This window comes from Occallatibacter sp. (genome assembly GCF_049802275.1).
Taxonomy (GTDB): domain Bacteria; phylum Acidobacteriota; class Terriglobia; order Terriglobales; family Acidobacteriaceae; genus Telmatobacter.
In genome coordinates, this window is sequence record NZ_JBARMD010000081.1 from 1 (window position 1) to 24,776 (window position 24,776).

The 24,776-nt window shown below is 58.1% G+C and carries 19 protein-coding genes; 7 read left to right on the top strand and 12 right to left on the bottom strand.

Features of this window, described 5'->3' with window-relative positions; genetic code table 11:
- Nucleotides 1–571: 571 nt before the first annotated feature.
- Nucleotides 572–1,174 carry an outer membrane beta-barrel protein gene (locus WA354_RS02685; RefSeq protein WP_472811466.1) on the top strand — a complete coding sequence of 201 codons (603 nt, stop codon included), beginning with the start codon at nucleotides 572–574 and terminating at the stop codon, nucleotides 1,172–1,174.
- Between the two features lie 164 nt (nucleotides 1,175–1,338).
- Here WA354_RS02685 and pheA read toward each other — a convergent pair whose 3' ends face one another.
- The 7 genes from pheA to WA354_RS02720 all read right to left on the bottom strand — a co-directional run bounded on the left by pheA (nucleotide 1,339) and on the right by WA354_RS02720 (nucleotide 13,247).
- Nucleotides 1,339–2,154, bottom strand: coding sequence for a prephenate dehydratase (gene pheA / locus WA354_RS02690; protein WP_472811467.1), 816 nt, complete (start codon nucleotides 2,152–2,154; stop codon nucleotides 1,339–1,341).
- 129 nt (nucleotides 2,155–2,283) lie between these two features.
- The gene (locus WA354_RS02695) at nucleotides 2,284–3,147 is read right to left on the bottom strand and encodes a UbiA-like polyprenyltransferase (RefSeq protein ID WP_472811468.1); all 864 of its coding nucleotides are present in this window, start codon (nucleotides 3,145–3,147) and stop codon (nucleotides 2,284–2,286) included.
- Between the two features lie 190 nt (nucleotides 3,148–3,337).
- Nucleotides 3,338–3,664: an STAS domain-containing protein gene (locus WA354_RS02700; protein ID WP_472811469.1), complete on the bottom strand. Its 327-nt coding sequence runs from the start codon at nucleotides 3,662–3,664 to the stop codon at nucleotides 3,338–3,340.
- A 253-nt stretch (nucleotides 3,665–3,917) separates the two neighbouring features.
- Nucleotides 3,918–4,718 (bottom strand): BON domain-containing protein, encoded by an 801-nt coding sequence (locus tag WA354_RS02705; RefSeq protein WP_472811470.1) that lies wholly within the window; start codon nucleotides 4,716–4,718, stop codon nucleotides 3,918–3,920.
- A gap of 236 nt (nucleotides 4,719–4,954) precedes the next feature.
- Entirely contained in the window at nucleotides 4,955–9,205 is a 4,251-nt protein-coding gene (locus WA354_RS02710; RefSeq protein ID WP_472811471.1) for a translocation/assembly module TamB domain-containing protein, read from the bottom strand.
- Nucleotides 9,202–9,987: a SurA N-terminal domain-containing protein gene (locus WA354_RS02715; protein WP_472811472.1), complete on the bottom strand. Its 786-nt coding sequence runs from the start codon at nucleotides 9,985–9,987 to the stop codon at nucleotides 9,202–9,204. Before WA354_RS02715 ends, WA354_RS02710 begins: the two co-directional genes overlap by 4 nt.
- Nucleotides 9,987–13,247 (bottom strand): BamA/OMP85 family outer membrane protein, encoded by a 3,261-nt coding sequence (locus tag WA354_RS02720; RefSeq protein ID WP_472811473.1) that lies wholly within the window; start codon nucleotides 13,245–13,247, stop codon nucleotides 9,987–9,989. Before WA354_RS02720 ends, WA354_RS02715 begins: the two co-directional genes overlap by 1 nt.
- Before the next feature lie 201 nt (nucleotides 13,248–13,448).
- Here WA354_RS02720 and WA354_RS02725 point away from each other — a divergent pair, with 201 nt between their 5' ends.
- The 3 genes from WA354_RS02725 to lon all read left to right on the top strand — a co-directional run bounded on the left by WA354_RS02725 (nucleotide 13,449) and on the right by lon (nucleotide 17,104).
- Nucleotides 13,449–14,141, top strand: a complete 693-nt coding sequence (locus tag WA354_RS02725) for an RNA polymerase sigma factor (protein WP_472811474.1) — start codon at nucleotides 13,449–13,451, stop codon at nucleotides 14,139–14,141.
- Entirely contained in the window at nucleotides 14,138–14,392 is a 255-nt protein-coding gene (locus tag WA354_RS02730; RefSeq protein WP_472811475.1) for an anti-sigma factor, read from the top strand. The genes WA354_RS02725 and WA354_RS02730 overlap by 4 nt, the downstream gene beginning before the upstream one ends.
- A gap of 279 nt (nucleotides 14,393–14,671) precedes the next feature.
- Nucleotides 14,672–17,104 (top strand): endopeptidase La, encoded by a 2,433-nt coding sequence (lon, locus tag WA354_RS02735; protein WP_472811476.1) that lies wholly within the window; start codon nucleotides 14,672–14,674, stop codon nucleotides 17,102–17,104.
- A 152-nt stretch (nucleotides 17,105–17,256) separates the two neighbouring features.
- Here the strand turns inward: lon and WA354_RS02740 are convergent, their stop codons facing one another.
- Nucleotides 17,257–19,437: a winged helix-turn-helix domain-containing protein gene (locus WA354_RS02740; protein WP_472811477.1), complete on the bottom strand. Its 2,181-nt coding sequence runs from the start codon at nucleotides 19,435–19,437 to the stop codon at nucleotides 17,257–17,259.
- A 126-nt stretch (nucleotides 19,438–19,563) separates the two neighbouring features.
- Here WA354_RS02740 and WA354_RS02745 point away from each other — a divergent pair, with 126 nt between their 5' ends.
- Nucleotides 19,564–20,091, top strand: a complete 528-nt coding sequence (locus tag WA354_RS02745) for a hypothetical protein (RefSeq protein WP_472811478.1) — start codon at nucleotides 19,564–19,566, stop codon at nucleotides 20,089–20,091.
- A 185-nt stretch (nucleotides 20,092–20,276) separates the two neighbouring features.
- On the opposite strand, the gene msrA is transcribed toward WA354_RS02745, so the two are convergent.
- The 4 genes from msrA to WA354_RS02765 all read right to left on the bottom strand — a co-directional run bounded on the left by msrA (nucleotide 20,277) and on the right by WA354_RS02765 (nucleotide 22,744).
- Nucleotides 20,277–20,957 (bottom strand): peptide-methionine (S)-S-oxide reductase MsrA, encoded by a 681-nt coding sequence (msrA, locus tag WA354_RS02750; RefSeq protein ID WP_472811479.1) that lies wholly within the window; start codon nucleotides 20,955–20,957, stop codon nucleotides 20,277–20,279.
- A gap of 190 nt (nucleotides 20,958–21,147) precedes the next feature.
- On the bottom strand, nucleotides 21,148–21,309 hold the full coding sequence (locus WA354_RS02755; RefSeq protein ID WP_472811480.1) for a hypothetical protein: 162 nt from the start codon (nucleotides 21,307–21,309) through the stop codon (nucleotides 21,148–21,150).
- A 32-nt stretch (nucleotides 21,310–21,341) separates the two neighbouring features.
- Nucleotides 21,342–22,154, bottom strand: coding sequence for a dienelactone hydrolase family protein (locus WA354_RS02760; protein WP_472811481.1), 813 nt, complete (start codon nucleotides 22,152–22,154; stop codon nucleotides 21,342–21,344).
- Nucleotides 22,155–22,216: 62 nt separating this feature from the next.
- Nucleotides 22,217–22,744, bottom strand: coding sequence for a hypothetical protein (locus WA354_RS02765; protein WP_472811482.1), 528 nt, complete (start codon nucleotides 22,742–22,744; stop codon nucleotides 22,217–22,219).
- A gap of 265 nt (nucleotides 22,745–23,009) precedes the next feature.
- Here WA354_RS02765 and WA354_RS02770 point away from each other — a divergent pair, with 265 nt between their 5' ends.
- Complete coding sequence (locus WA354_RS02770) at nucleotides 23,010–23,741, top strand: molybdenum cofactor biosynthesis protein (RefSeq protein WP_472811483.1); 732 nt, start codon at nucleotides 23,010–23,012, stop codon at nucleotides 23,739–23,741.
- Nucleotides 23,725–24,663 (top strand): VWA domain-containing protein, encoded by a 939-nt coding sequence (locus WA354_RS02775; RefSeq protein WP_472811484.1) that lies wholly within the window; start codon nucleotides 23,725–23,727, stop codon nucleotides 24,661–24,663. Before WA354_RS02770 ends, WA354_RS02775 begins: the two co-directional genes overlap by 17 nt.
- Nucleotides 24,664–24,776 lie beyond the last annotated feature (113 nt).

Sequence of the window (24,776 nt, forward strand, 5' to 3'; positions counted from 1 at the left end):
GAACTGGTGCGGGTTACGGTGGACGAACTGGAGTTCAAGCGCGTGCTCAGGCTGGTACACCGGCGCCAGGCCACCCTCTCCTATGCTGGACTCGCGTTTCTGCGAACCGTGCGCGAGCTGGCTCAAAAGCACGGGCCGCCGTACTACTACCACGTGGAACGGGCGGGGTGAATAAAGCAGGGAATAGGGGTTAGGAAACAGGGAACAGAAACAAGGGTGAGGGAACAGGCCAGACGGAGATGAGGGTGGCACGAACAGGAATGAAGGAAGACCAACTCGTGCCCGGGATCGATCAGGAGTCGAACTCCAATCCTCTCCACCCGGCCAAGATTTCTAATCCCGAATTCCTAATCCCTGATCGCTGATCTCTAATCCCTGCCTCTCCGCGATTCCCATTCGGTATGCGCCACGTCTATTGACTTAGATCATCCTGATTCAGCCCGTGCGACCTGCAACCCGTTCAGGCCATTTACAATGCTGAGAGCGGCGCGTGGGAGAAACCGGCGTGTCGCAATCAACGACAAGCTGGTTGCCAGCCGGACGGTTGAGCAGTCGCGAGGTTCAAGACCGAATGAAGAAAATCGCCCTTATTACCTTTCTGCTGGCCGTGTGCGTAGCAGCGGGCCGCGCTCAGGAGAGCCGGCAGGATATCAGCCTCAGCGGATCAGTCCTGATCGAACCTTTTGTTGCCTCCTCCACTACTGTTCAGGTCCACTCAAACGCCGCCTGGGGTGGGTTGGTTAGCTATCGCTTCATGCTTACCCCTAATAGCGCAGTTGAAGCCAATTATGGAATTACTTACGAGAACAAGATCAACTATTACGTGAACCCCAATCACTACCAGGTGAACACCCGTACCCAGGAGATATCGGCCGCCTACGTACGCAGCTTTACCTACAAGAAATTCAACCCGTTTCTAGAGGCGGGTCCTGGCGCACTCATTTTCCTGCCTATTCGCAACTCGGGCACCACGAGCCTCGACGTGAAACAGCAAACGTCGATTGGGGGACTCTATGGTGGCGGTATCGCCTACGAGATCAGCCCGAGCTTCGACATTCGGGCTGAGTACCGCGGCTTTGTGACCAAGGTGCCTACGTTTGGCCTCAGCCAGTTCACCACCAACAAGTGGTACAACATCTACAATCCGGTCATTGGCGTGGCGTACCATTTCTAAATTCAGGGAATAGGGAATGACAAAACCCGCCTGTGCGGATCTTTGAACAATTTATGAAATCCAGAGAGGGGATGGCCAACGCCATCCCCTCTCTGCTTCATTGCGCCGATGTCATCTTGAGACCGAAGGCTCCGAAGGGCCCGGGGCACGATTTTCCGATTCCTCTATGTCCCCGCCTCGCGGTATCTGCCGAGCTCTTTCACCATGGCGCAGTGCGGTTTCAGGGCCTGAACCGCGCGGGAACCTTCCTGCGACGACTGCAACTGGCAGTCCACATAGAAGACGTACTCCCATGGTTTGCCCTGCACGGGGCGCGATTCGATCTTGGTCAGATTTGTTCCTATCGCTGAAAGCTGGTTCAGGGCCGCCACCAGCGATCCCGGCCGGTTCTCAACGGAAAAGGCAACGCTGGTTTTGTTGGCATCCAAGTCGAACCGGGCATCCCTGGTGCGCCGAACCAGAAAGAAGCGTGTAAAGTTTTCCGGGTTGTCCTCAATGCCCGCGCATAGAATCTGGGCTCCGTAGTAGCGGGCTGCGGCTTCGCTGGCGATGGCCGCCGCGTGTCGATCGCGCAACTCGACCAGTTGCTTCACGCTGCCTGCCGTGTCGTAAAAGGCGAACGACTCCATTTTCGGATACCTAGCCAGGAAACGGCGGCATTGCGCCAGCGCCACCGGGTGCGAAAAGACGCGGTCAATGTCATCCAGGGTTGACGATATGCCGATCAGGTTGTGGCGGATGCGCAGCTGCGACTCGCGCACCACCTTCACGTCGTGCTGCAGCAACAGGTCGAAGTGCTCGAGCACCGAACCGGCGAGGCTATTCTCAATGGGGATAACCGCGCCGTCCACCGATTCGTCGGCGAGCGCGTTGAAGACATCGGCCGAGACGGAGCAGGGCACGATTATGGCGTCCGGCAGCATGGCCAGCGTCGCTTCGTGACTGAACGAGCCCGGTTCTCCCTGGATGGCAATCTTCATTCCGGTGCCGGCTTCTCTTGCTTCAGAGGCGGCCGCGCGTGTCGCGAGTGGCGACTGCGCAGACGGCTTCCTCGCACCATACCACAGCTCCACCGCCGCCTTGTTTGAGAGTGATTCTTCCATGTCTCCTTATCTCCGCAGCCAGACATCGGCGGCCACGAATATGAGGAAGACCATGGCAATGACGCCGTTCATGGTGAAAAATGCAGCATTCAGGCGCCGCATGTCGCGGGGCGAAACGATGGAGTGTTCATAGGCGAGCAGCAGCCCCGCGGCCGCTACGCCTAACCAGCCTGCAACGCCAAAGCTGAACAAGTATCCGAACCAGGCGAGCAGGCCCAGCATGGTGAGGTGCATGAGGCGCGCCACCCAGAAGGCCGCTGGAACGCCGAGTGCCTGGGGAATGCTGTACAGACCGGCTTCGCGATCATGTTCGAAGTCCTGGCACGCGTACAGCACGTCAAACCCGGCCACCCATAGCATTACGGCCGCGGTCAGTACGATGATGCGTGGATCGAGGCTGCCGCGCACGGCGATCCACGCGGCTGATGGAGCCAGGCCCAGCGCCAGCCCCAGAACCAGGTGGGACCACCGCGTGATGCGTTTCATGTAGCTGTAGCCAAGCAACACTAAAAGGACGAAAGGGGCAAGATACAGCGTGAGCCGGTTTAATTGGGCCGAAGCAATCACGAAACAGAGGCCCATCAAAACTGTGAATCCGAGCACAAATTGGCGCGACAACTGTCCGGCGGGAATGGCACGGGTGCGGGTTCGTGGATTGGCGGCATCGAGGTCGGCATCAGCCCAGCGATTGAAGGCCATCGCACAGGAGCGTGCCGTCACCATGGCAATCAGGATCCATCCCAGCGTCCGCCAGCCAGGTGCACCGTGGCTCGCAAGCACTACCGCGGTCAACGCAAACGGCAGCGCGAAGATCGAGTGTTCCCACTTGATCATCTCCAGTGTCGTCCGTGTTTTCGCGGCCAGACCCATCGCGTGCAGCTCCATCATCCAGTGTAATGGAGCGCTATCGCGTCACCTGAGGGGGGTGCGGAAATGGCTGGATGCCGAGGAAGGAAATCAGGAACTCGCGCAGCTTGTCCGAAGACCCGAAAACAAGGCTGTGTCAGGTTTCGGACTTGGCTTGTAGCAGGCGGCGGGGGGAAACTGCTTCTTCTTGAATCTATGCCTCGGCGTCTTCGATCGATCCTACCAGTGGGAGCACGGTATCGACCTTTGTCACCTTGAACAAATCCATGACCCGATTGTTCGCGCCGGCAACGACGAGTTTGGATCCCCTGGTCTGGCAGCGGACATAGTGGTTCATCACCAATCCCATTCCGGCCGAGTCCATGTAGGGGACGCCGGTCAGATCGATCACCGTGAGCGGCGGAGGCGCCGCACCGCGCAGTTCGGTTTGCAGCTCGAACAGGTTGCGCAGCGTGAGTGGTCCGGTCAGGCAGAAAACCCGGGTGCCGGGATTCTTGCCGTCTTTCCGATCGATCGTCAAAGGGCCGTCATTCAACATAGCGACTCAAGTGTAAGGAATGGAATGTCCTGAATGATTACAGTTCTGTAAATGTCGCATGCCGACTGCGCGCGCGTCCAGCGAAAACGCACACGCGCTCGCGGCAATAAAATGAAGGTCGTTTCAGTGAGCTGGAAAGGAATTTTGGTACGCGATTCAGCCGTGCCCCGACCGCCCTGTTCGGATTCGGGATGCACCATGGGGGAGAGCATCGCGAATCCGAGCAGAGCGGTGATCACTGCGCCTTCTCGGTTTCGGCGGGCTGACCGGCCACTTGCAGGTAGTTCTTTACGCTGAAAACGCCGGGTACGCCGTTGGCGCGGATGTTGGCCAGATCCTTGTCGGCCTTGGAATCGACCACGCCGTACAGGGAGACATGACCGTTCTGCACGGAGATGCGAATGGGCTTGGCTGGATCGATGGCGTACTTGTTCAACGCGGGATACCCATAAATGGCGCGCGCCACGGCTAACCGCGTCTGGTCGTCCATGATCGATGTGGGATCAACCTCGATCTCATCCGAGACATCTTTCACGCCGGGGTAGGTTGACACGAGCGCTACTGCCGAGTCCTTGTCGACATCGGAATAAGCGTGTCCGCCGAGCGTCACCAGCCCGTTCTGGACATTCACAGTAATGGCGTTGAAGGTTGTGGTGCCATACCCCACGCGATCGTAGGCCAGCTTTTCCATCAACTTAGCTCTTAGATCGTTGTCCGGAACATTGGGGCCTGCAACTTCAATCTCGTTGCGTACCGCGGTAACGCCCTTGGCCTTGCGGACGCGATTGCCTGCATCTTTCTTGTATTCGTACAGGCTCACGTTGCCGGTCAACGTGGCAATTCCGTTGTCGACCGTCACCTTGACATCCTTGAACTGCGACTTTTTAAGCTTTGTCTGCGCATCGCTGGAAGCGTCCTGGCCGGCTCCGATCCCCGCGCCCGTTGCGGCATACGAGATCTGTGGAACGCCAAAAACGCCGATGGTAAGCGCCGCAGCTACAGATGCGGCCGCGAAAATATACCTGGTCGTCTTCATGTTCTTGCTCCTTGTTTCACCTTGGCTGGTGCTTGTCGCCCAGCTCGAAGGTCCGGGGTGTGAGTTTTTACAGCTGCTTTAAACACAGATGCAGGGAAGAAGTTTCACGGCCATGTCTTTGAGATGGAAGCAACTGAAAATCAAGATGCCGCGCGTCACGAAGGCACCAGCGTCCAGAGCCGGAAGGGAACAATTGTAAGCGCGGTCAGTCGTGTTCTGGGGCAAGCCCTGCCGTCTCATTTGAAGCGTCGCGTGGCCTTTATCACCATCGAAAATACGCCCGATTCATCCCGCGCCACGAGCAGCGAAACATGCCGGTTGATCGCGATCTCGGCTTGGAGCAACTGCTGCGCGGTTGTATCAACGTCGGTGGCGTAGGTCAGGGTTACACTTTTGCCAACCTGCTCTACTACCGTAATCCGCGTGGTCGAGTTGCCCAGCACGCCGAGGTAGTTTGGATCGACCTTAACCGAGCCCGCGCCGAACAGTTTCTGCACGCGGCTGCTCATGGTTGCATTCAGCGCACCCCCGAGCAGGGCATCGGACGCGGGGCTGTTGGCAAGCTGCTCCTGCTGCTGCGTGTAGAGCCGCTGCTGATCCTGCGTACGTCCGAGTGCCAGCAGGGCCACTACGTCGGCCTCAGGCAACGGCGGGTCGCTTCGATACGTGACCGCCATCTGATCTGGGGAGCCATGCAGTCCGAGCGTGATGTCGTAGTCTTCAACGCGAGCCGTCGCATTCAGATCGATCATCGGCTGAATGCGGACTGGATTGGTAAACGCGATCTCGCCGCGCTGCAACTCATATCGTGTGCCCGCAATCGTCGCGCTGCCTTCGGTAATTGAGATGCGCCCCAGCAGCGATGGCGATGCGAGTGTACCGCGGAGCCGCAAATCCACATCTCCGGCCAGCTTGGCGTAGGCATTCTGGAAATTCAACTGCGGCGAAGACTGAATGCGCACGTCGAGACGCACGTGATTCGACGGCGCATTCGCGGGGGCGATGGGCTGAGACTTGCCGGCCTGGGCAGCCAGCGCCACAAAGTCAATATCCGGGCTTACCGTAAACCGCGTGATCATCACGTTGCCGCTGAGCAGGAGGTTGTTCTGCGATCCCTGCAGCTGGAGATTGATGTCAGCCGCGGAACTCACACCCTGCGGATAGCGGATGCGGATCGATTTTCCTTTCAGCGTAAGGTCGGCATAGATACCGTGCTGATAGGCGAGATACCCTGAGACGCTCAGCAACCCGCCGCCGCTCATGGCTGTCAGCGATTTTATTTCGAGGCGATTTTGATTGAACTCGAGCGTGCCGTGCAACTGGCTCAGGCTGTTGGGCAGGTCTTCGAGTGCCAGCGATGCGTCGACGAAGTCGATGCGGCCTGTGAGTCCCGGATTCTGGAGCGGACCATGCGCCTCAACGCGGAATGTTGTGGTGCCGTGCGCGGTCAGATCAGGATCGATCGTCTCGGCCAGTTTCAAGTTGATAGACCCATCTGCCGCCACATCAAGCTGGTGCTTGCCGGTGAGGTTCAGGCTACCCTTCACGTGCATGTCCGTCTCTTCGCCGGTGATGTGCAATGGGTTGAGTGTGATCTCAGAGTTGCCCATGCTGGCACGGAGACCGCCTTCGCTCTGCAAGTGCACGCCGGCGATGGTTACGGCAAGCTGCTGGATCTGGGCCTCGCCGCGGATCTGCTGCGGGTGCGCCAGGGGCCCGGACAAATTTACTGTGCCTTCAAGGTTCGACTCGCCCGTCAATTCGTTGATATGCGCCATCTGAAGGAGCGCGCCGATATTGAACTTCGAGAACTTGAGGGTCGCCTGCATTTCGTTGTCGCCGTGCAACGCGATTTGCCCATGTGCGGTGAGCTCCGTCGCCTCCAGCCGGGAGGTGATGTCGTAGACCAGGTTTTGATTCGCTGTGTGGCCGACGACATCGAATTCCCCGAAACGCTCGCCGCTTACTGTGAAGTTGGCCAGCGAGGCACGGCCGTTCACGTGCGGATCATCGAGGGTTCCCGAGCCCGATATCGAAAATCCGAGGCTTCCAGCCAGCTCGGTGCCTCCGCTGCGCAACCGGTCGATCTTTGCAATGTCGATTCCGGTTCCATGCGCATCGACCTGGAATTGCCGGGTGTGCATATCGTAGGTGCCGGCGCCGATAACCGTGCCCGCAGCGCTGTTGATGGTGACGGAAGAAAGCTGCAACGTTTTCCCAGCAAATTTTCCCTGGGCGTGAATCCTCTTCAGCGGCTCTCCATAGAGCGCTCCATTATCCAGCTGCACCCAACCGCTGCCGGTCAGTGTCTCGATCGGTCCGTCGGCCGATGCCTGTGCGCTCAGCAAACCTGTTACAGGAAGCTTTTCTCCCAACAGCGGCGAAAGATCCTCAGCGTTCACGGCGGTTGCCTGCAGGTTGACGTGGAGCAGGGACTTCGCATCGAAGGCGGGCACGCCCGGTGATTTCCGCGAAGGGGGAGCCGCAGAGGTCAGCGTGCCATCGACGCTGATCTTCGCATCTCCGTGGCGAAGGTGGCCGTGTTCAATAGTGATTCGCGCTGCCGAGTAGCTTCCCGCCGCATCGAGTGAGTCCCAATGCACCATTTGCGGCTGGCTGGCATTGTTGCTCGCGGGCAACTCGACCGACAGATTCGTGGCCTGAAGATTGCCGGCGAGGTGCGGATCGTCAAGCGAGCCGGTCCATGTTCCGTTGAAATCCGCCTGCCCGTCGAGCGCCACCGGCAGAGCCGCGAATCCGCTTTTTCCTTCGCGCGTAATTCCGAAATCGCGAAACAACGTATCGAAGTCGCCCAGGTTGCTGGACCGAGCCTCGATCGTAAGTCCCGTCTCGCTGGTCATCGGAAACGCACCGAGCCGCCCCTTGGCGGTTATCTGGCTTGACGGCATATTCACTTGCAGATTGCGCACGTCGACGGAGCCATTCCGCTGCAGATACGTTGCGTCGATCACGCCGCTCGTCTGCGCCTCTCCCGCCACGTTTTTCTGCGATGGACTGAGTTTGAGGTTCGCCGATACCACCAGTGTATTGACATCCCCGTTGGTCCACGCCGCGGTCGAGGAGCCGTTCAGGCGAGCGTCCATTCCCAGCTTTTGGAAAGGCGGCTCGCTCACCATGCCGAGCAGCGTGTCGAGCGTAACGTCGCGGAGATTTGCCGTCACCTTGCCGTTGGTGTGAAAGTCGGTGTCCACCTTCGCCGTTACAACCGGCGTCGCCTTTTCGTGACTCCTGCCTTTCTTCTCGCGCTTGATGGGCTCAGCTGCCTCAATTACGGGGGCACCTGCGAGCGGCGCCATCCAGTGCTCCAGCAGGACCTGGCCCTCCAACTGTCCGCCAGGCTTGAGCCGAGCCGTCACGTTGGTTATCTGCAAATGCAGCGGATCGGCATGCACGCGGGCATCCAGGCCCACGCCACGCGCTACCACGCCGGTTCCGATGTAGGACGCATTGTCAGCGTGTACGGTTCCGTCGATCCGGAACTGTCCATCCTGACCCTCAGCCGCGAGGTTCAGCCGTGCGATTCCTTCCGGCGTGAAGGGATAGCCGAACTGCGGCTCCATCTCTTTCAGATCAAGTTCGCCCTGCACCGTGGCCTTCCAGCGCGGACGGCTGAAGTCGTCAAGTTCACCTGCAACATTCAACACGCGGTCTGCCGATCCTCTGCTATGCGCCGTTAATTGCAGCGACCGCAAATAAACAGCACTGCGCGTGAAGTCGAGCGCGGCCAGAAAATATCCTTCCACCGGCGGAGCATCGGGGTGATCAGGTGCTCCACGCACCAGGCGCAGACCGTGAACGCCGGCTTCGAGGTGATAGCTCTCCTGGATGGGGCCGTGGCCCGGAACGTAATTCAACAAGAGCGAAACATCGTTTGCCGCAAAATCGACCGGAATATGCCGATTCTGAAAATCACTCTCGTCAGAACGCTCGTCGTAGTCGAAGACGCCGTGGTCGACCTCCACATGACCGGCCTGCAGATCGAAGAGCGTATTCAGCACATGCGTCTCGGTCTTGGTGGGCGGTTGGGGCTGATTGGTCGATCCATCGCGATTTACGATCAGGTGAACCTTGGGCCGCTCCAACACGAGGTCCCGCAGCAGAACACGCGGGCTCCAGAATCCCAGCACGCTTAGCGCAACGCGAAGGGAATCAACTTTGGCGTACGGCGCCTCTCCGGCCGCTTCGCGTCCATGCAGCACAACGCCATCCGCCTCGCATTCCAGTTTCAGCAGATTCCAATGGAAGGAGCCGATCTCTGCACGGCCTCCTGTCGCGGCTTCGATGCGTGCAATCAGCCGCCTTCGCACAATGTTTTCAAAGCTTGAAGAGCTTGCCCAGAAATACAAGCCGACTATGCCCAGAATGAGGAGCAGCGTCAGCCCAGCTGCGCCCCACAACAAACGACGAAGGTAACGCTTCCGCGACAAGCGCGGCTTTTCGAGCGGAACCAGCGGCGTGTCGCTCATTCTTTTGACGCTCCCTTGTCGTTGCTCGTGGCGGCAGTTTCCAGGGTCGGATCAAGGACTTCAACTTGACCTTGTTTGCGGAGGTTCGCAAGCCAGTCGTCGAACAACTGGTTGACCCTTTGCTGAAGCAGGATCTCTTCGATGCGCGACGACACCTGCTGCAACGGCGGTGGAGTCTCTCCAACTGGATACTGCGGCAGCAGCGTTCCTTCGTAGTACGTCTTGACCTCCTCCGGCGAAATACGAATGCCCTGGCGGAAACGCATTTCGATAAAGCTAAGAATCTCCATGCGATGCCTCAGGTAATCCTCAAACTCCTGTTGCGTAAGTTCATGTTGTGCCAGAAACGCTTGCCAGCCGGCGTCTGTTTTGCAATTTGCGCGAACGCACACCGGAAGCTTGGTGCGAATCTCCTGGATGCGTGACGCAATCATTTCCGGCTTCGGTTCGGTCGCCGGCAGATCTTCCTGCCGAATCTGCTGCTGGATCAGGGCGCGGCTGATCAGTTGTTCCAAAGCCTGCCGCTCGGTCATCTTCTCCTGCGCAATCCGGCCGGGATCAAGAACCGACAATTGCATCTCCTCTTCGATATCGCTTTCCAGGATTGGCTGCCGGTTCACCACGGCAACGACGCGATCGAGCGTGACGGTGGCGCCCGGTTTCGGAGTCTTGTCGACCGCCTGCGCGGCGGTGGAACGCAGAACAACAAGCGCCGCCGCGATGCAGGCGCAACCGATGGCCGCGGGGGAGATTGCAAATCGAGTTGCCTGCAGTCTGTTCATCAGAACGTTTGTCCAAAGCTGAAGAAGAAGTTGAAATGTGCAGCCTCGCCAACGTGCTGGTTGGCATAAATGTCGGACTGCGAATAGTTGACGTTGACGGGGTAGATAGGGGGATTCAGGTTGTAGCTGAAATCAAGCCGAATCGGACCGATCGGCGTATGGTACCGCGTGCCGAGTCCCACCGCGTGGGAGAAGTAATTGAAATTGCATTGACCCTGTTGCCCGGTTGAGGTAACTGGTCCAGTCGGACTGGGCGGAGTGGGTGGATTTGTCGAATAATCCGCAGGCGTGAGCACTTTGCAGGCGTCGCGATCGGGCTGATGAATGCGCAGCGCGCTCGCCCACGCATCCCCGGCATTCGTAAATATATTGCCCATATCGTGAAAGAGCACAAAGCTCAGCGTATCGCCAAAGAAGGGGAGAATGGGGGGCGGCAGCCGCACTTCGGTGCTATTGATGAGCGCCCCGGCTCCGCCAATGGGAAACCCCGTCTCAGGGTCGCGTGGACCCGCTGCATTGCTCGAAAATCCGCGATGCGAAATAGCGCCGCCGGCATACAACCGCTCCGGAAGCGGTAACAGCCTCGCGGACGGCGGCCCGTAAGCGCGCTCCTGTCCGTAGCGCGTGTTGCGCGCCAGCACAAACCGTTTCGTATTGAAGCCGTAATAGCTCGCATTCGACAGGTCGAGCCTGTTGAACTCTGCCTGTGCTCCAAATATCGAATCCGACTGAAAGTTCTGGAAGCTCGTGTATGTTCCGCGGTGTGAGTCGAGCGGCGAGTCGCGCGTGTCGCGAATCCAGGTGATGCTCGGTCCCGCAACACGCACAGCTGTCGACAGCGCCGCGATCTCACTCGGCCCCACCTGCAGGGTCTCTGCCGCCACCTTCACGCGCCTGAAGTCAAACTCATAAACGAATGTATTCGCTTTTGTAAAAAGGGATCCAGGTTGGCTGAAGTGCTGTGTCCAGCGAACGCCTGTCTCCAACTTCGATGACACATACGTTGTGACGTTCTGGCTGCTGGCGTAGCCACCCGAGAAGGTGAACGCGAAATCACGATTCCCGGCAAAATGGGGATTTTGATAAAGCATGTTGATGTTCTGTTCAAGCAGACCGTAGGTTCCTTGAATCGAGGCGGATTGTTGCCGTCCAAACAGATTGTTCCGCGTCAATACGCCCAGCACTCGCGGGCTGATTCCTGTCTTTCCGTTTGGACTGCAGGGTGCGCCCGTCGACTCGATGCCACGGCAGTTGTTCTGCGGTGTTCCCGTCTGCGCTTCGAATCCGAGACCATAGGTGAACGTCCAGCGCCGCGCCTCGGTGGTTTGCAGCAGGACGGTTTTGTAGGGCTCGTCGCCGGCGTTGTTCTGCACCGCCGTGTTTACCTCGTTGAACAACGCGAGTTCGTAGAGATTGCGCTGGGTCTGGGCCAGGGCCGTCTGATTCAACGGGTCGCCGGGATGAAGTGTAATCGCCTTCGCCACCGTGTCAGGGTGCGTGTAGTACAAACCCGACACCAGCACCTTGCGAACAAAGATCTGCTGTCCCTCGTGGATTTGGAATATCACATCCATCTTTGCCGGGTCCGCTGCCTCTGTTTGCTCATCGACCTCGATCTGCACCTGGTCGAAGCCGCGGCTAAGATAGTTCGTCAGAAGGGCATCCCGGTCTCCGGCCAGATTCTGCGGCGAAAACAACTGCCCAACTGAGGTATTCATCAGTGGCAGCAGTTTGCTTTCGTCGGATTTCACGACGCCCTCGAGGCGCACTTCGCCCACTCGCTGCTGCGGCCCTTCCTCAATGTGGTAGACCACGGCGATAGGTTCTCCCGAAGTTCGTACCATCTCCTGTCCGGGGGCGCCCACGACATTACCGCCTATCAAGGTCTCAGGGGTCACCTTAACTTTTGAGAATCCGTTGTTCTGGTAAACCGCCTCCAATGCGTTCACATCTGCGCCCACGAGAGCCTGGCTGTACGTTCCATGACGATCGAGGTGATTAGCAGCGTGCACACTCAGGAGGTCTTCGAGCGTCTTCCGATCGAAATAGTGAGTGCCGGCGACCGAAACGCTTTCAACCCTCCGGCGTGCGCCTAGCGCCACCGTATACGTGATGGTTACCATGCCACTGTCAGGATTCTGCTGCTGATGTGCCACTTTGACGTCAAAGTAGCCGGTTCGCTGGAAATAATCGCGCAGCCGGCGGTCACCCTCGTTCAGCAGGTCTTCATCGACCGTACCCTCTTCATATACCGGAACCAGTCGCTTCAGCCGCTCGCCGCCGATCTTCGCGCCTTCCAAACGCAAAATCACCACCGGGCCTCGATTGGCTGAAAAGCTGAAGTTCGATCTCTTCGTCTCCGCGCTGTACACCTGCGACTCGAGCTTTACATCGGCTTCCAGGCGACCTTGTTTCTGATATTGCTTCAGCACTCCGCTTAATGCGCGGCTGTTCGTGTCGTGGTCAACCTTGGTTCCCGCCCGCAGACGAGCGTCGCGGCGGAACTGGTCCACAGTCATGCCCGAGTCTCCGGAGACCGCAACCGCCCCGACCCGCGATTGGACTCCTGAAATCACTTCGAAGGCGATATCCACCAACTGCTCGGCGGCGTGCCTGGTGAGCCTATATGTGATGACCGGCTCATTGAAGCCGTTGTCGGCGAGGGTTTGCCGCATACGGACGGTCGCCGCTTCGAGGCGCCCTTGCGTAAATCGCGTTCCAGCCGTGAGCCGGCTGGCCGCCTCCAGTTGCGCGTTGAGTGTGGCGCCTTTTGCGCCGTCCACGCTCACTGTTCCGATAAAATCCCGCGGTGTTCCCTTGAAAACAAGCTTCAGTCCATCGTTCTGCCGGATTGCGGTTGCCTCAACGGTAGCGAACAGTCCGGTCGCAAACAGCATGCGCAAACTCTGTGCAACATTTTCGCGGTCGAGCGGGGCCCCCACGGTCTGCGGAAGGTGCCCGGGGAGCGGTTTGAGCCGGTCCGCCGATACGCCTTCAAAGGAGATCTCGCGAACCGGAAGTCCCAGCCATTTCGCCAGAGAAGCCGGATCGCTTTCTTCGGCCGAGGCTGGAGCGTGCGATGAACCATGAGAGTCAACGGCGGCTCGCGAGAATCGTGTCGCCGGCTCATGAGTTATTGGGGAACCGGCAACCTGCCCGCGGCAATGGGTTCCCATCGCGAGAAGAAGAAAAAGACAACCCGGCAGCAATCCGTCCTTCATTCTCGAGCCGAGCCGCCGTGCGGGCATTGCCTTACGCACTCTATCTCCCAGAATTTAGCCGTATGGGCCCGCACCGGGCCGTTTGCTTGCATCTAACCAAATAACTTGAGAGCCTTTCCGGTTCCTTCTCGCCGCAGCTCAAAGTTTTCCACCGCTGCACCTTATACTAACGAGGAAAGAAGCTTGGCGCAGCAACAGACGATTCTTACAGCTACCGACTCCCCTGCTCAAAGGAAGCGCATGCCACGTACCAGGTTTCAAAAGCAGACGTCCGAAGCCCCCGCGCCTGAAGCTGTCGAGCAAAAAGACAGTCAGGTCCGGCTTCGCGAAACTGCATCTCAAGTCACGCCGCTGCCGCCAGCCTCTCCTGACGCCGAGATTCTGGCCCGGGCCCAGGCTGGAGACCACCACGCCTTTGCTCATCTCTATTCGCTTCACAAAAGGCGCATCTACTCGTTGTGTCTGCGCATGGTCGGCAACGTAGCCGAAGCGGAAGACCTGACACAGGAGGCTTTCCTTCAACTTCACCGCAAGATCGCGACCTTTCGCGGCGATTCCGCATTCTCGACCTGGCTTCATCGTCTTTCGATCAACGTCGTGCTTATGCACTTGCGCAAGAAAGGGCTGCCCCTCATGTCTCTGGATGAGGCCATGGAGCCTTCCTACGACGACGGTCCCGGGCGCAGCTTCGGCGCACCGGATCTGTCCCTGACCGGCTCGATCGACCGCCTGGCGCTCGAGCGCGCTGTGGCCGCCCTACCCGCCGGCTATCGGCTGATTTTTGTTCTTCACGATGTGGAGGGGTTTGAGCATAATGAGATAGCGGCTATGCTTGATTGTTCCGTTGGAAATAGCAAGTCCCAACTCCACAAGGCCCGGCTCAAGCTACGCGACGCACTGCGTCTCTCGCTCCGGAAGGGAGACCGCCGATGACCTCCGATCCCAAAACGATGAGCTGTGAGCAGTTTCAGGCTCAGCTGTCCGACCTCGTCGGTTCTGGGGCGGACGTGGAAAATCACCCTCACATCAAGGAATGCGATCTCTGCAGGCAGCTGTACCAGGAACTGCAGACGATCGCCGACGCTGCCAGGCAGTTGTTTCCGGATCAGCAACCCGAAGATAACCTCTGGGAGCGCATCGAAACCGCCATCAAAAAAGAAGACGGAATCGCCGAAGCCGAATAATCCAGGCTCAGCCATGGCATGGAACCTCCGTAAGCCCGCCATCCTTCAGAATTCAGCCTTGGTGCGTCTCTGCCGATAAAGCAGTTGGACCGCGTGTGCTCGAAGCGCAGCCCAATTCCATCCCGGTTTGAAACGTCAATGTGCCGGAACTCGAGCGAGGAGAACAGCGTACACCTGATCAGACCACGGGGCAGGCAAGAGGAAGAGAGCGCCCCCGCTTTCTTGAAACTTTTGAAGCTCTGTGTTGTCTAATAAGGAAAGTTGATACGAGGACACTCAATGCCAAATCAGCCTTCCATATTGCCCCCGGAGAATCCCCAGAAGAAGTCAGCTTCCGGGTCCAGGAGAATCCCGATTCTGCCGGTCCGCGATACTGTTTTATTCCCGCATGCTGTTCTGCCGCTTACCGTTGGACGGGAGAGCTCCATCCAGTTGATCGAGTCGATGGGCGAAGAACGCTCCATTGTTGTGACGGCCCAGCTTGACCCGCGTCTGGACGCACCCAAGCCGACTGACCTGCACGAAGTAGGCACGTTAGCCACCGTGCACAAGGTTGTGCGGATGCCCAACCAGAGTCGCTTTGTTTTTACGGAGGGCGTTGAGCGCGTTCGCCTGCTCCGCTACATCCAGACCGAGCCCTTCATGATCGCCGAGATCGAGACTGTCGAAGACGTCGAGCCGGAAAACACCGCCTCTGTCGAAGCGCTGGTGCGCAATGTGGTCGGTCAATTCCAGCAGATCGTCTCTGAATCAGCCACGCTCTCTGACGAACTACGCACCATTGCCGGAAATATCGAGGAACCTAGCCGCCTGGTCGACTTTGTCGCCTCTTCGCTGCCGTTTCTCACTACGGACGATAAGCAGACCCTGCTCGAAACCGCCAGTGTTCCTGCACGTCTTGAGTTGCTTACGAAGCATCTCGCCAAGGAACTCGAAGTTCAGCAGCTTCGCACCAAGATTCAGAGCGAAGTGCAGGACCAGGTTCAGCAGTCTCAGCGCGACTACTACCTGCGCGAGCAGATGAAGGCCATCCAGAAGGAACTCGGCGAGCAGGACGAGGGCCAGCGCGAGGTTGAGGACCTGCGCAAGAAGATTGAAGAAGCCGGTATGCCCGAAGACGTGAAGAAAGAGGCGATGAAGGAACTATCGCGCCTCGGACGCATGTCTCCGATGGCCGCCGACTACTCGCTCACGCGCAACTACATTGAGTGGCTGGCGGTGCTGCCGTGGGCCAAAAGCTCCGGCTCCAAGATTGATATCAACAAGGCTCGCGAGATCCTCGATGAGGATCACTACGAACTGAAAAAGGTAAAGGACCGCATCCTCGACTATCTTTCGGTGCTTGAACTCAAGCCCGACATGAAGGGACCGATCCTTTGCTTCGTCGGGCCTCCGGGCGTGGGCAAGACCTCGCTCGGCCGCTCCATTGCACGCGCACTGGGACGTAAATTCCAGCGTGTCTCGCTCGGCGGCATGCACGACGAGGCTGAGATCCGCGGTCACCGCCGCACCTACATCGGAGCTTTGCCCGGCCAGATTATCCAGAGCATTCGCCGCGCCGAAACCAACGACCCGGTGATCATGCTTGACGAGGTCGATAAGCTCGGACGCGACTTCCGCGGCGACCCCGCATCAGCGCTGCTCGAGACGCTTGATCCGGAGCAGAACAACACGTTCCGCGACAACTACCTCGACGTGCCGTTTGATTTGTCGAAGGTCCTGTTTATCTGCACGGCGAACATGCTCGACACTGTGCCTCCGCCTCTCATTGACCGCATGGAGATTATTCCGCTCCAGGGTTATAGCGAAGAGGAAAAGGTGCACATTGCGAAACGGTACCTGATTCCGCGCCAGATCAAGGCGAACGGCATTGCGCCAGAGCAGATCGAATTCCCCGAGACGGCCATCCGCCACATCGTGCGCCATTACACGCGCGAAGCGGGAGTCCGCAAACTCGAACAGGTCATCGGGACGGTGTGCCGCAAAGAAGCGCGCCGCGTCGTCGAAGGCAAGTTGGAAAAGCTGGTCGTCGACAAGGATGTGCTGAAGGAATTTCTTGGCGGTATCCAGGTCCGCGTCGAAACCGAGGTGGCCGAGCGCGTCAAGCGTCCCGGAGTGGCCGTGGGTCTTGCGTGGACACCTGCCGGCGGCGACATCCTATTCATCGAGGCCAACAAGATGAAGGGCAAAGGCGGCTTCACCATGACTGGCCAGATCGGCGAGGTGATGCAGGAGTCAATGCAGGCGGCGCTAACGTGGGTGCGCTCGAATTCCGCGATGCTTGGTCTGTCGGAGGACTTCAACAAGGATCTCGACCTGCACATTCACGTGCCTGCAGGCGCGATCCCGAAGGATGGTCCTTCAGCCGGTGTAACCATGGCCACGGTGCTCGCATCGCTCCTGACTGATATCCCGGTTCGTCCGCTTACCGCGATGACCGGCGAGATCACGCTCAGTGGCAATGTGCTCCCCGTTGGCGGCATCAAGGAGAAGTTCCTGGCAGCCAGGCGTGCAGGAGTGGAAACCATCATTCTGCCCGCCGAGAATCGGCAGGACGTTGAAGAAGACCTGACGCCCGAGATGATCGACGGTGTTTCAATCCACTACGCCAGCCGGATTGAAGACGTGCTGGCTGTGGCTCTGCCCATGCTGAAGGCAAAGCCGGAAGTCACGCCGATTGCCGCGGAACGCGGAACTTCTGCCGCCGCATAATGGACGCACCGCTGTATTCGGCAGCAATCGAAACAGAAAGGCCGGCGAATCTGCCGGCCTTTTTTATTTCGCCGATGACGTATCATCTTGAGCGACCAGGGTCGAAAAATTCACAGTTTTGTTCCAGTCGCGCGACCTGATGCATCGTGACTCTAACGGAAATGGAGGTCGAGCCCGTAGATCTCCTGCACGCTTCGGTCACGCATGAGCAGCGGCACATCGTCGGGGGTCAATCCCAACCAGGCAGCGTAGGGATCAACGAGCTGTGGAAAATCCTTGAGGTCGATGACCTGCTCCAGAACATGATCCTTCATCCTCACGCGTACCAGTTCCGAATTGCCGTTTCGATTCTCGCGCATGTACACATGACGGCCATCATGCGACCACTCGTTGTTTGCAAACTGTCCTCCCGCCGCCAAGATCGACCATTGATTTGTCGTTGAATCAAAGAGCATCAGCGCCATGTGATCGCGTTTCAGCGCACAGATATATCGACTGTCCGGCGATGACCTGGGCGAGCCAAGTCCGTCCGAACCTGCGATGGGGAATATTTTCCCGGTTCCAAGATCCAGACGGTATATCGCGGACCTGCCTTCGCCGGCGCTCTGTGAATTTCCAAAGACGATAGATTTTCCATCAGGCGCCCATGTTGCATCTGTTTGAGCTGCTCCGCTATTCGCCTCAAAAGGCGATCGCGGCACGCCTCCTCCCGAGGAAGAGATCAGAAGGATCTTCCATGGACGGTTGAACTGCACGTTCATGAATGCGATCGTGGAACCGTCGGGAGACCACCGTGCACCATAGGCTCTCACCGGGGCAAATGTCAGCTGCATCTTCTCGCTGCCATCGGGGCGGCTGCGCCATAGCGTCATATCGGGATAGGAAATGTACGCTACCCATTTCCGATCGGGCGAATACTCGATGGACCCGTTTGCAGGTCCAGTGAGATAGGGATTGAATCGATGGGTCCGCGCGTCGAAGCTGAAAAGCTCAACGCGCGATTGGTCACCGACGACAAACAACCTCTTTCCATCTGTGCCAGGTGTCGGAGCGCCGAAATGAATGGGCCCCGACGTGAGGCGCGCAGGTACGATCCTTCCGCGGTGAAAGAGCGAACGCCGTTCCGGAAGGACCCATATGCCTTGCGCATCGCCATGACCGGCCTGGAAGTAGTAGTACTCGCCGTCCGGGGACCATCTGCCGCAACATGGATCCTCCAGCTCTTTCGATTTCGACAAGAGCAGGTGCAGATTCCTTCCGTCGGCGTTCATCTCCCAGATGGAGGAGGATTCGCCTTGAGGCTGAATCAGGTTAAAACGGACTCGTTTGCCATCAGGTGAGAACCGCGGCGTGCGCACAGTGCCGGGCACCGTCGCCAACGTGCGGCTTTCGCTGCCATCTTCCTTTGCAATCGCAAGTTCATGTCCGAACGCGTAAACCACGTGCGTGCCATCGGGAGTCCAGCACGCGGAGGACGCCAGGATAGTGCCAACCCGGTGCGGCGCACCTGCCGGCAACGGCTGGATCCAGACGTCGCTCGCTAAATTCGGATTGGCCGCTGCGCCGTTGGCGACCAGCAACTTTGAGCGGTCAGGAGAGATGTCATAAATCGCGAGTGCTTCCTTCAGGCTCGTCGTGATCCAGGTGGTTTCTCCGCCGACGATTGACTGCTGCGCGATTCCGGACCCTGTGGTCCATGGGGTCCCTTCCACGAAATACAATCGGACACCGTCTGTGGCTGGCTGATTCTTGGGGAGCTTTGCCTTTCCGTCATTTGTGATTTGAACGATATTGGTGACCGTGGGAAGTTGCGGCTCGCTTCTCCATATTGCGAAGGCTGCCAGAAGCAAAAGGAGAGGCATGCCAATCGCGAGGCCTATCTTCAGGCGTCCCTTTGTTTCAGCCTTTTCTATTCGTTCAGCAAGAGGGAAATCCTCCTTCTCCTCGACGACGGCCGTCGAAGAAGGGAATCCGACCGTCGTCGAGGTCGCCTCTCGAGCACCATTGAGGATTTCGACTCTTGCCACGAAGCGATACCCGGTGCCCGGCACCGTGAGGATGTACCGGTCATTGCCGTTTCGCTCCTTGAACACTCGTCGTAACACCGAGATGTTCTGATTCAGGTTATTTTCTTCGACAACCGTGTCTGGCCATATGGCCTGCATCAGTTCGTCTTTTTTGAGGATCTGCCCGTGGTGTTGCACAAGCTGGATCAGGGTTTCCAAAACCTTGGGGGTCAGCGGCACAATCTGTCCGTTGTGCAACAGAACGCGCTTCTCCATATCGATGCAGAACTCATCGAACTCATAAATACAAGAGGCAGAGGCGTTCATTACGGTGACTTCAGGAATTTTCAGAAATCTTCAGACCCGCTCTAAGGACATCTGCAAGATGTGGAAAGAGTATAGGCCACATTCCGGTCTCCAAGCCGGAAACAGATGCCCCCTGGAGGAAATGACATGAAATTGACATGGCGAAGACTCTCGTATCCGTTGGGAATACTGACGTTCTGCTGCTCCCTTTGGACAATCCCTGTTCTGGCTCAAAATGATGGAGATGACGGTGTTGGAGGGCGTGGACTCAGTGGAACCTGGAGCGTCAAAGTGACGTTGACGAATTGTCAGACCGGTGAGACGATCGGAAACCCGTTCCCATCGTATCTCTCGTTTGCCGGCAACGGGACGATGACCGAGGAAACCAGCAATCCGGGTTTCGCCATTGGTCAGCGCGGGGCAGGGCTCGGCGTCTGGAGCCGATCAAGCTGGAACACCTACGCAGTCAAGAGCGTGGCGTTCATCTTTTACAGCACCGCCCCTGCATTGCCCGTCAGTCCGGGCTTTACTACGGGAACGCAGACAATCTCTCAAACCATCAGATTGCTCAACCGTGAAGAGTGGACGGCCAACGCAACAATCCAGTTTGCCGACTCAACGGGCACCGTGTACCGGAATGGCTGCGCAATCGCAACAGCTGTGCGATTCCAATAGTCTGTTCGCGTGGCTACTTCAAAGAGAAAGCCGTCAAGATCAAAAGGCCTGCGGACGATCCGGCCTTTTTCCTCTCGAAGACTCATAGTGTTTTTCGACTGACCGAAGTACAAACGGGGGTTAGAGGAACCCGCGGCTAAATTTTAGGACTGAAGTGAACTGAACCCCTCAAGAAGATGTTGCGTCTACTTGCCGCTGTACTCCTGGAACAGTTCAGGAAATTCTTTCCTGAGGGTAGCAATCTTGGGACGGTCGCAGACCATGATGTATGGGTTGTCGGGATTGTGCAGCGCGTAATCCTGATGGTAAGACTCCGCGTCATAGAAACGCTTCAAGGGCGTCACCTGCGTCACAATAGGCTTTGAAAAGACATGTGCGGCGTTGAGTTGAGCGATATACGCGGTGCCGATGTTTCGTTGTTCGTCGCTGGTATAGAAGATCGCCGAGCGATACGACGTCCCTACGTCCGGGCCCTGACGATTGAGCTGGGTTGGGTCATGCACGGAAAAGAAGATTTGCAGGAGTGTGCCGTAGCTGATTTTGGAAGGATCGAAGACGACTTTCACTGACTCAGCGTGACCTGTGGTTTCGGTTGTCACCTGGGCATAAGTTGCGGTTGCCGCGGAACCGCCAGCGTAGCCGGCCGTTGTCGCAATCACTCCCTTAACGCGCTCAAACACGGCCTGCGTACCCCAGAAGCAGCCTCCGGCGAAAACGGCGGTTTCTTTGCCCGAAGTGTGCGCCAGTGCTTCATCGGTTTGTGGTGCCGGAATTCGGCCCTGGGTATGGGCCTCCATGCAGCCGCTGAGAGCAAAAACAAGCAGGAGAGCCAATCGACTCAAATGGGTCGGAAACGAGCGAAGCATGAGACCTCCTCAAACACGAGCGCCTTGTGTTGAGACTCTCAAAAGTTCTTTGAGGTTACAGCCGACCTAATCGGTAGCATTCGACGGGCACCTGCAGTAGCGTGTAGGAAGAACCATGCGGTTGCCGTTTTACACTACCCGAGCTTCGCCTCCCGTCGCCGAAAGCACCATCCCGAGACGAAAGTGAAAATCACACAAATGCAAACCAGAATAGCCGTGAGATAGAAACGAGCGGACCAATCGACGGGGCCACTATCCACAAACCTGCCAACATGACAAGAGGAAGCAGTGCGGCCAGGCCGAATCCCCGCGCCGCAACCGTAAGCCACGATGCCTGATTGTCTGAACGCATTCTTCTCCTGGGTCAGGAACACAAACTCCGAATCACAGCCCCTTTAGCAGCTTCACCAGCCGGGCAAATCCCTGCTCCCGCGCCGTTTTGTTCGCCGGATTGGTGTCGGTTGGATCCTCCCCGGCGCGCATGAAACCGTGGCCTGCGCCGTCGTATGTTACCGGCTGATACGTCTTGCCTGCTGCTTTCATCGCCTCGGTTGTTGCCGGGATGGTAGAGCCAATGCGCGCATCGTTTCCGGCATAAAAGCCGTACACAGGAGCGGAGATCGAAGTGACGTCCGCTGGGCCCGGCCCATAAAACACAAACGCCGCCGACAGATCTTTGCGATGGGTCGCGAAGGCGAACGACTTGCCTCCGCCCCAGCAGAATCCCACTACAGCCACCTTGCCGTTGGCGGCAGGAAGCTTCTTACCGTAGTCGGCAGCTGCATCAAGATCGGCCATCACCTGGTTCGGATCCAGTCCAGAAACGGCCTTCACGGCCGCATCCCGGTCGGGCATCGAGCTGGAATCACCGCCATTCGGCCCCAGGCCCGTGATCAAGTCTGGCGCGACGACGATGAACCCCTGCCCGGCAAGTTCGTCGGCCATCTCTTTGGCCCAGTCGCTGAGGCCGAAGATCTCGTGGATGAGAACAATGACGGTTGCCTTGTTCTTCACTTCGGGATAAACGACGAAGGCCTGCAAACTGCGGTTGTCGTGTTTGAGAGTCACGTACTCGTGATGTCGCGGCGAAGCATCGAGCCGGGCCTTGGCCCAGTCCTGAGCCTGGGTTGACACAGTGGCAAGCGTCAGCAGCAGGGCCGCGGGGAGTTTGAGAATCGGGGAAATCGATCGCATCATGCGAAGGAGTTTAGCCGCGCGAATCCACTGTTCGCAAGCCTTGCTTGTCGCTGCTCCAGAGGTTAGCAGCCCGGATGCGGGTTCTTGAACATGACCTCGACCGGCGTCCAGTCTGACAGACGTTTATTGTTCAATTCGGCTTCGGTGGCCGTGCTTGATAGCGATGACCTGGCAAGCGCCACGGTGAGTTTGACCTTTCCTTTGAGGCAGTAGGCCTTTAGAAACGTCGCCAGCCCTTTGTCTGCCGCATCCATGTAGTCCGCGGGAAGGGTGCCCTCTGCTGTCGGGACATCAACCGGGCCCATGATCATCTGGTTCATCACCGGCCCATCTCGCTTGACTGCGGAAGTGTCGAAGCGCACCACGAGAGTGGCCCGCCTCTCCTGCATTTCAGGATTCGCCGCGTACATGATCGCCGGAATGGTGACGCCAGCCGGGTTTGGTTTCGCCGGCTTCGTGTCAAAGGAGAGATGGTAAGCCGCCCCCGGCCATTTGGGTTTGGCGGGAACTTTTTGGGCGTCGTCCCCCTTGTTTCCGCATCCTGCCAGAAAACCCAATGCCACGATCGCGACCACGATGCCTTTTCTCAAGCCATCCTCCTCATATCAATCAGACGACGCGCAAGAATAACACCTGGTACCGCGCCAGAATGTGATCGCGATAACTCGTCACCACATCCTGCACAGGCGGATTTGTTCCTCGGAAGGCTATATCCAGACCCTTCAAACCGGCTGAATGGGTGATTTCAACCCGGTGCTCTCAGTTCGGCCCCGTATCCCCAGCGTAACCATCGTTTGCCTCACCTCCCCGCACACCTGCTGCGTCTAACACCCAAGGCGGTATTCTTTCCTGAACATGCACGTACGCGTTCTTCCTTTCGGCATTCTCAAGGAGTCATTGGGCTCTGACCCCATTGCGCTCGACTTGCCCCGTGGAGCTACGGTCACAGATCTGCTTGCCAGCCTGGCAGCGCGAGCGCCGGCCATCGAAACGCTCGGCATCGCGGTGAGCGTCAATGCCGAATATGCCAACCGGACGCAGATTCTTCGCGAAGGTGATGAAGTCGGGCTTCTGCCGCCGGTCTCAGGAGGCGCGCCATCCCAAGCGCAGCTGAAAGCCGAAGAATCCATCTTTATCCGCCTGACCCGCGATCCCATTCAGGCTGAAGCTCTCGTTGCTGCTGCCAAGCACGGCGAAGACGGCGCGGTTATCGTTTTCGACGGCATCGTACGCAACAACTCGCGCGGCCGCAAAACGCTCCATCTCGACTATGAGGCGTACGAAGAGATGGCCAAGAAGCAGATGAATGAATTGGCGCGCGAAGCCATCACGCGCCACGGCGTTCGCAATGTCGCCATCATTCACCGGCTCGGCCGCCTGCAGGTTGGCGAGACCAGCGTGCTGATCATCGTGTCCTCGGCGCACCGCGCGAAGGCCTACGAAGCCAGCCGCTGGTTGATCGATACGCTCAAGAAGACCGTGCCCATCTGGAAGAAAGAAACCTTCGTCGACGGTGCGGTGTGGGCCGATGGTGAGCCCTTTCCGCCGGGATACGCCGTGGAGGGCGCCGATGGCTCTTCCACGTAGACGGCTTGCCTGGTGCGGAATCTCAATTTCGCTCCCAGTGATCCTCGGTGTGGCACTTCGCCTCGCCGGGCAGGAAGACAAGCCGCTCCGCCTCGATGTGAAGCTGGTAAGCCTGTTCGTCAATGTCACCGACCAGCAGGGCGCGATCGTTGGTGGCCTTACGAAGGAGGACTTCAAACTCACCGAAGATGGCCGCCCGCAAACCATCACGGTCTTTGAGCGCCAGTCCGAAATGCCGCTGAATCTCACGCTGGCCATCGACACCAGTTCCAGCACCTACAAGGACCGCTACATGGAGCAGCAGGCGGCGAAGAAGTTTGTGCATGCGATGATGCGCCCGCAAGACCAGATGAGCGTCCTCGAATTCGATACGTTTGTGACCGAGCTGACGGCCTTCACCAATAAGGTCGCGCTGATCGATCACGGCCTTGACCACATGCGCGGCGAAGGCGGCACGGCGCTCTACGACGCAATCTACCTCGGGTCCAAGTCACTCGGGAGTAAAGATGGCCGCAAGGTCCTGGTGCTCGTCACCGATGGCGGCGACACAGTGAAAGGCTCAACCTACGACGATGCTCTCGAGCAGGCGCTGCGCAACGAGGTCATGATCTACTCCATTATCGACGTGCCCATCGAGGCCAGCGCAGGCCGCGACCTCGGAGGCGAACACGCGCTCATTACATTGTCGGAGCAGACAGGCGGCAAGCATTTCTATGTCGACGCGGGCGGACTCGACAAGGCCTTCGCCCGCGTAAGCGATGACCTGCGCACTCAGTATCTGCTGGGCTACTATCCCAAGAATCAAGAGCCCGGAAAGGCGTTCCATCGCATCCAGGTCACGGTTCCCCGTGCCACGGCTGAGTCATTCAATATCCGCCACAAAACCGGCTACTACGCCGACCCGCAAAAGAGCAGGGAATAGGATTCCTAAAGCGTCCAGAATCGGACACTTCTTCGCGCTTTCGTACGTTGGTCCCTCGTTCCTACCTTCGTAAAATACCGCTAAGCCGATGTGAGCAAATAGCTTACATTTAG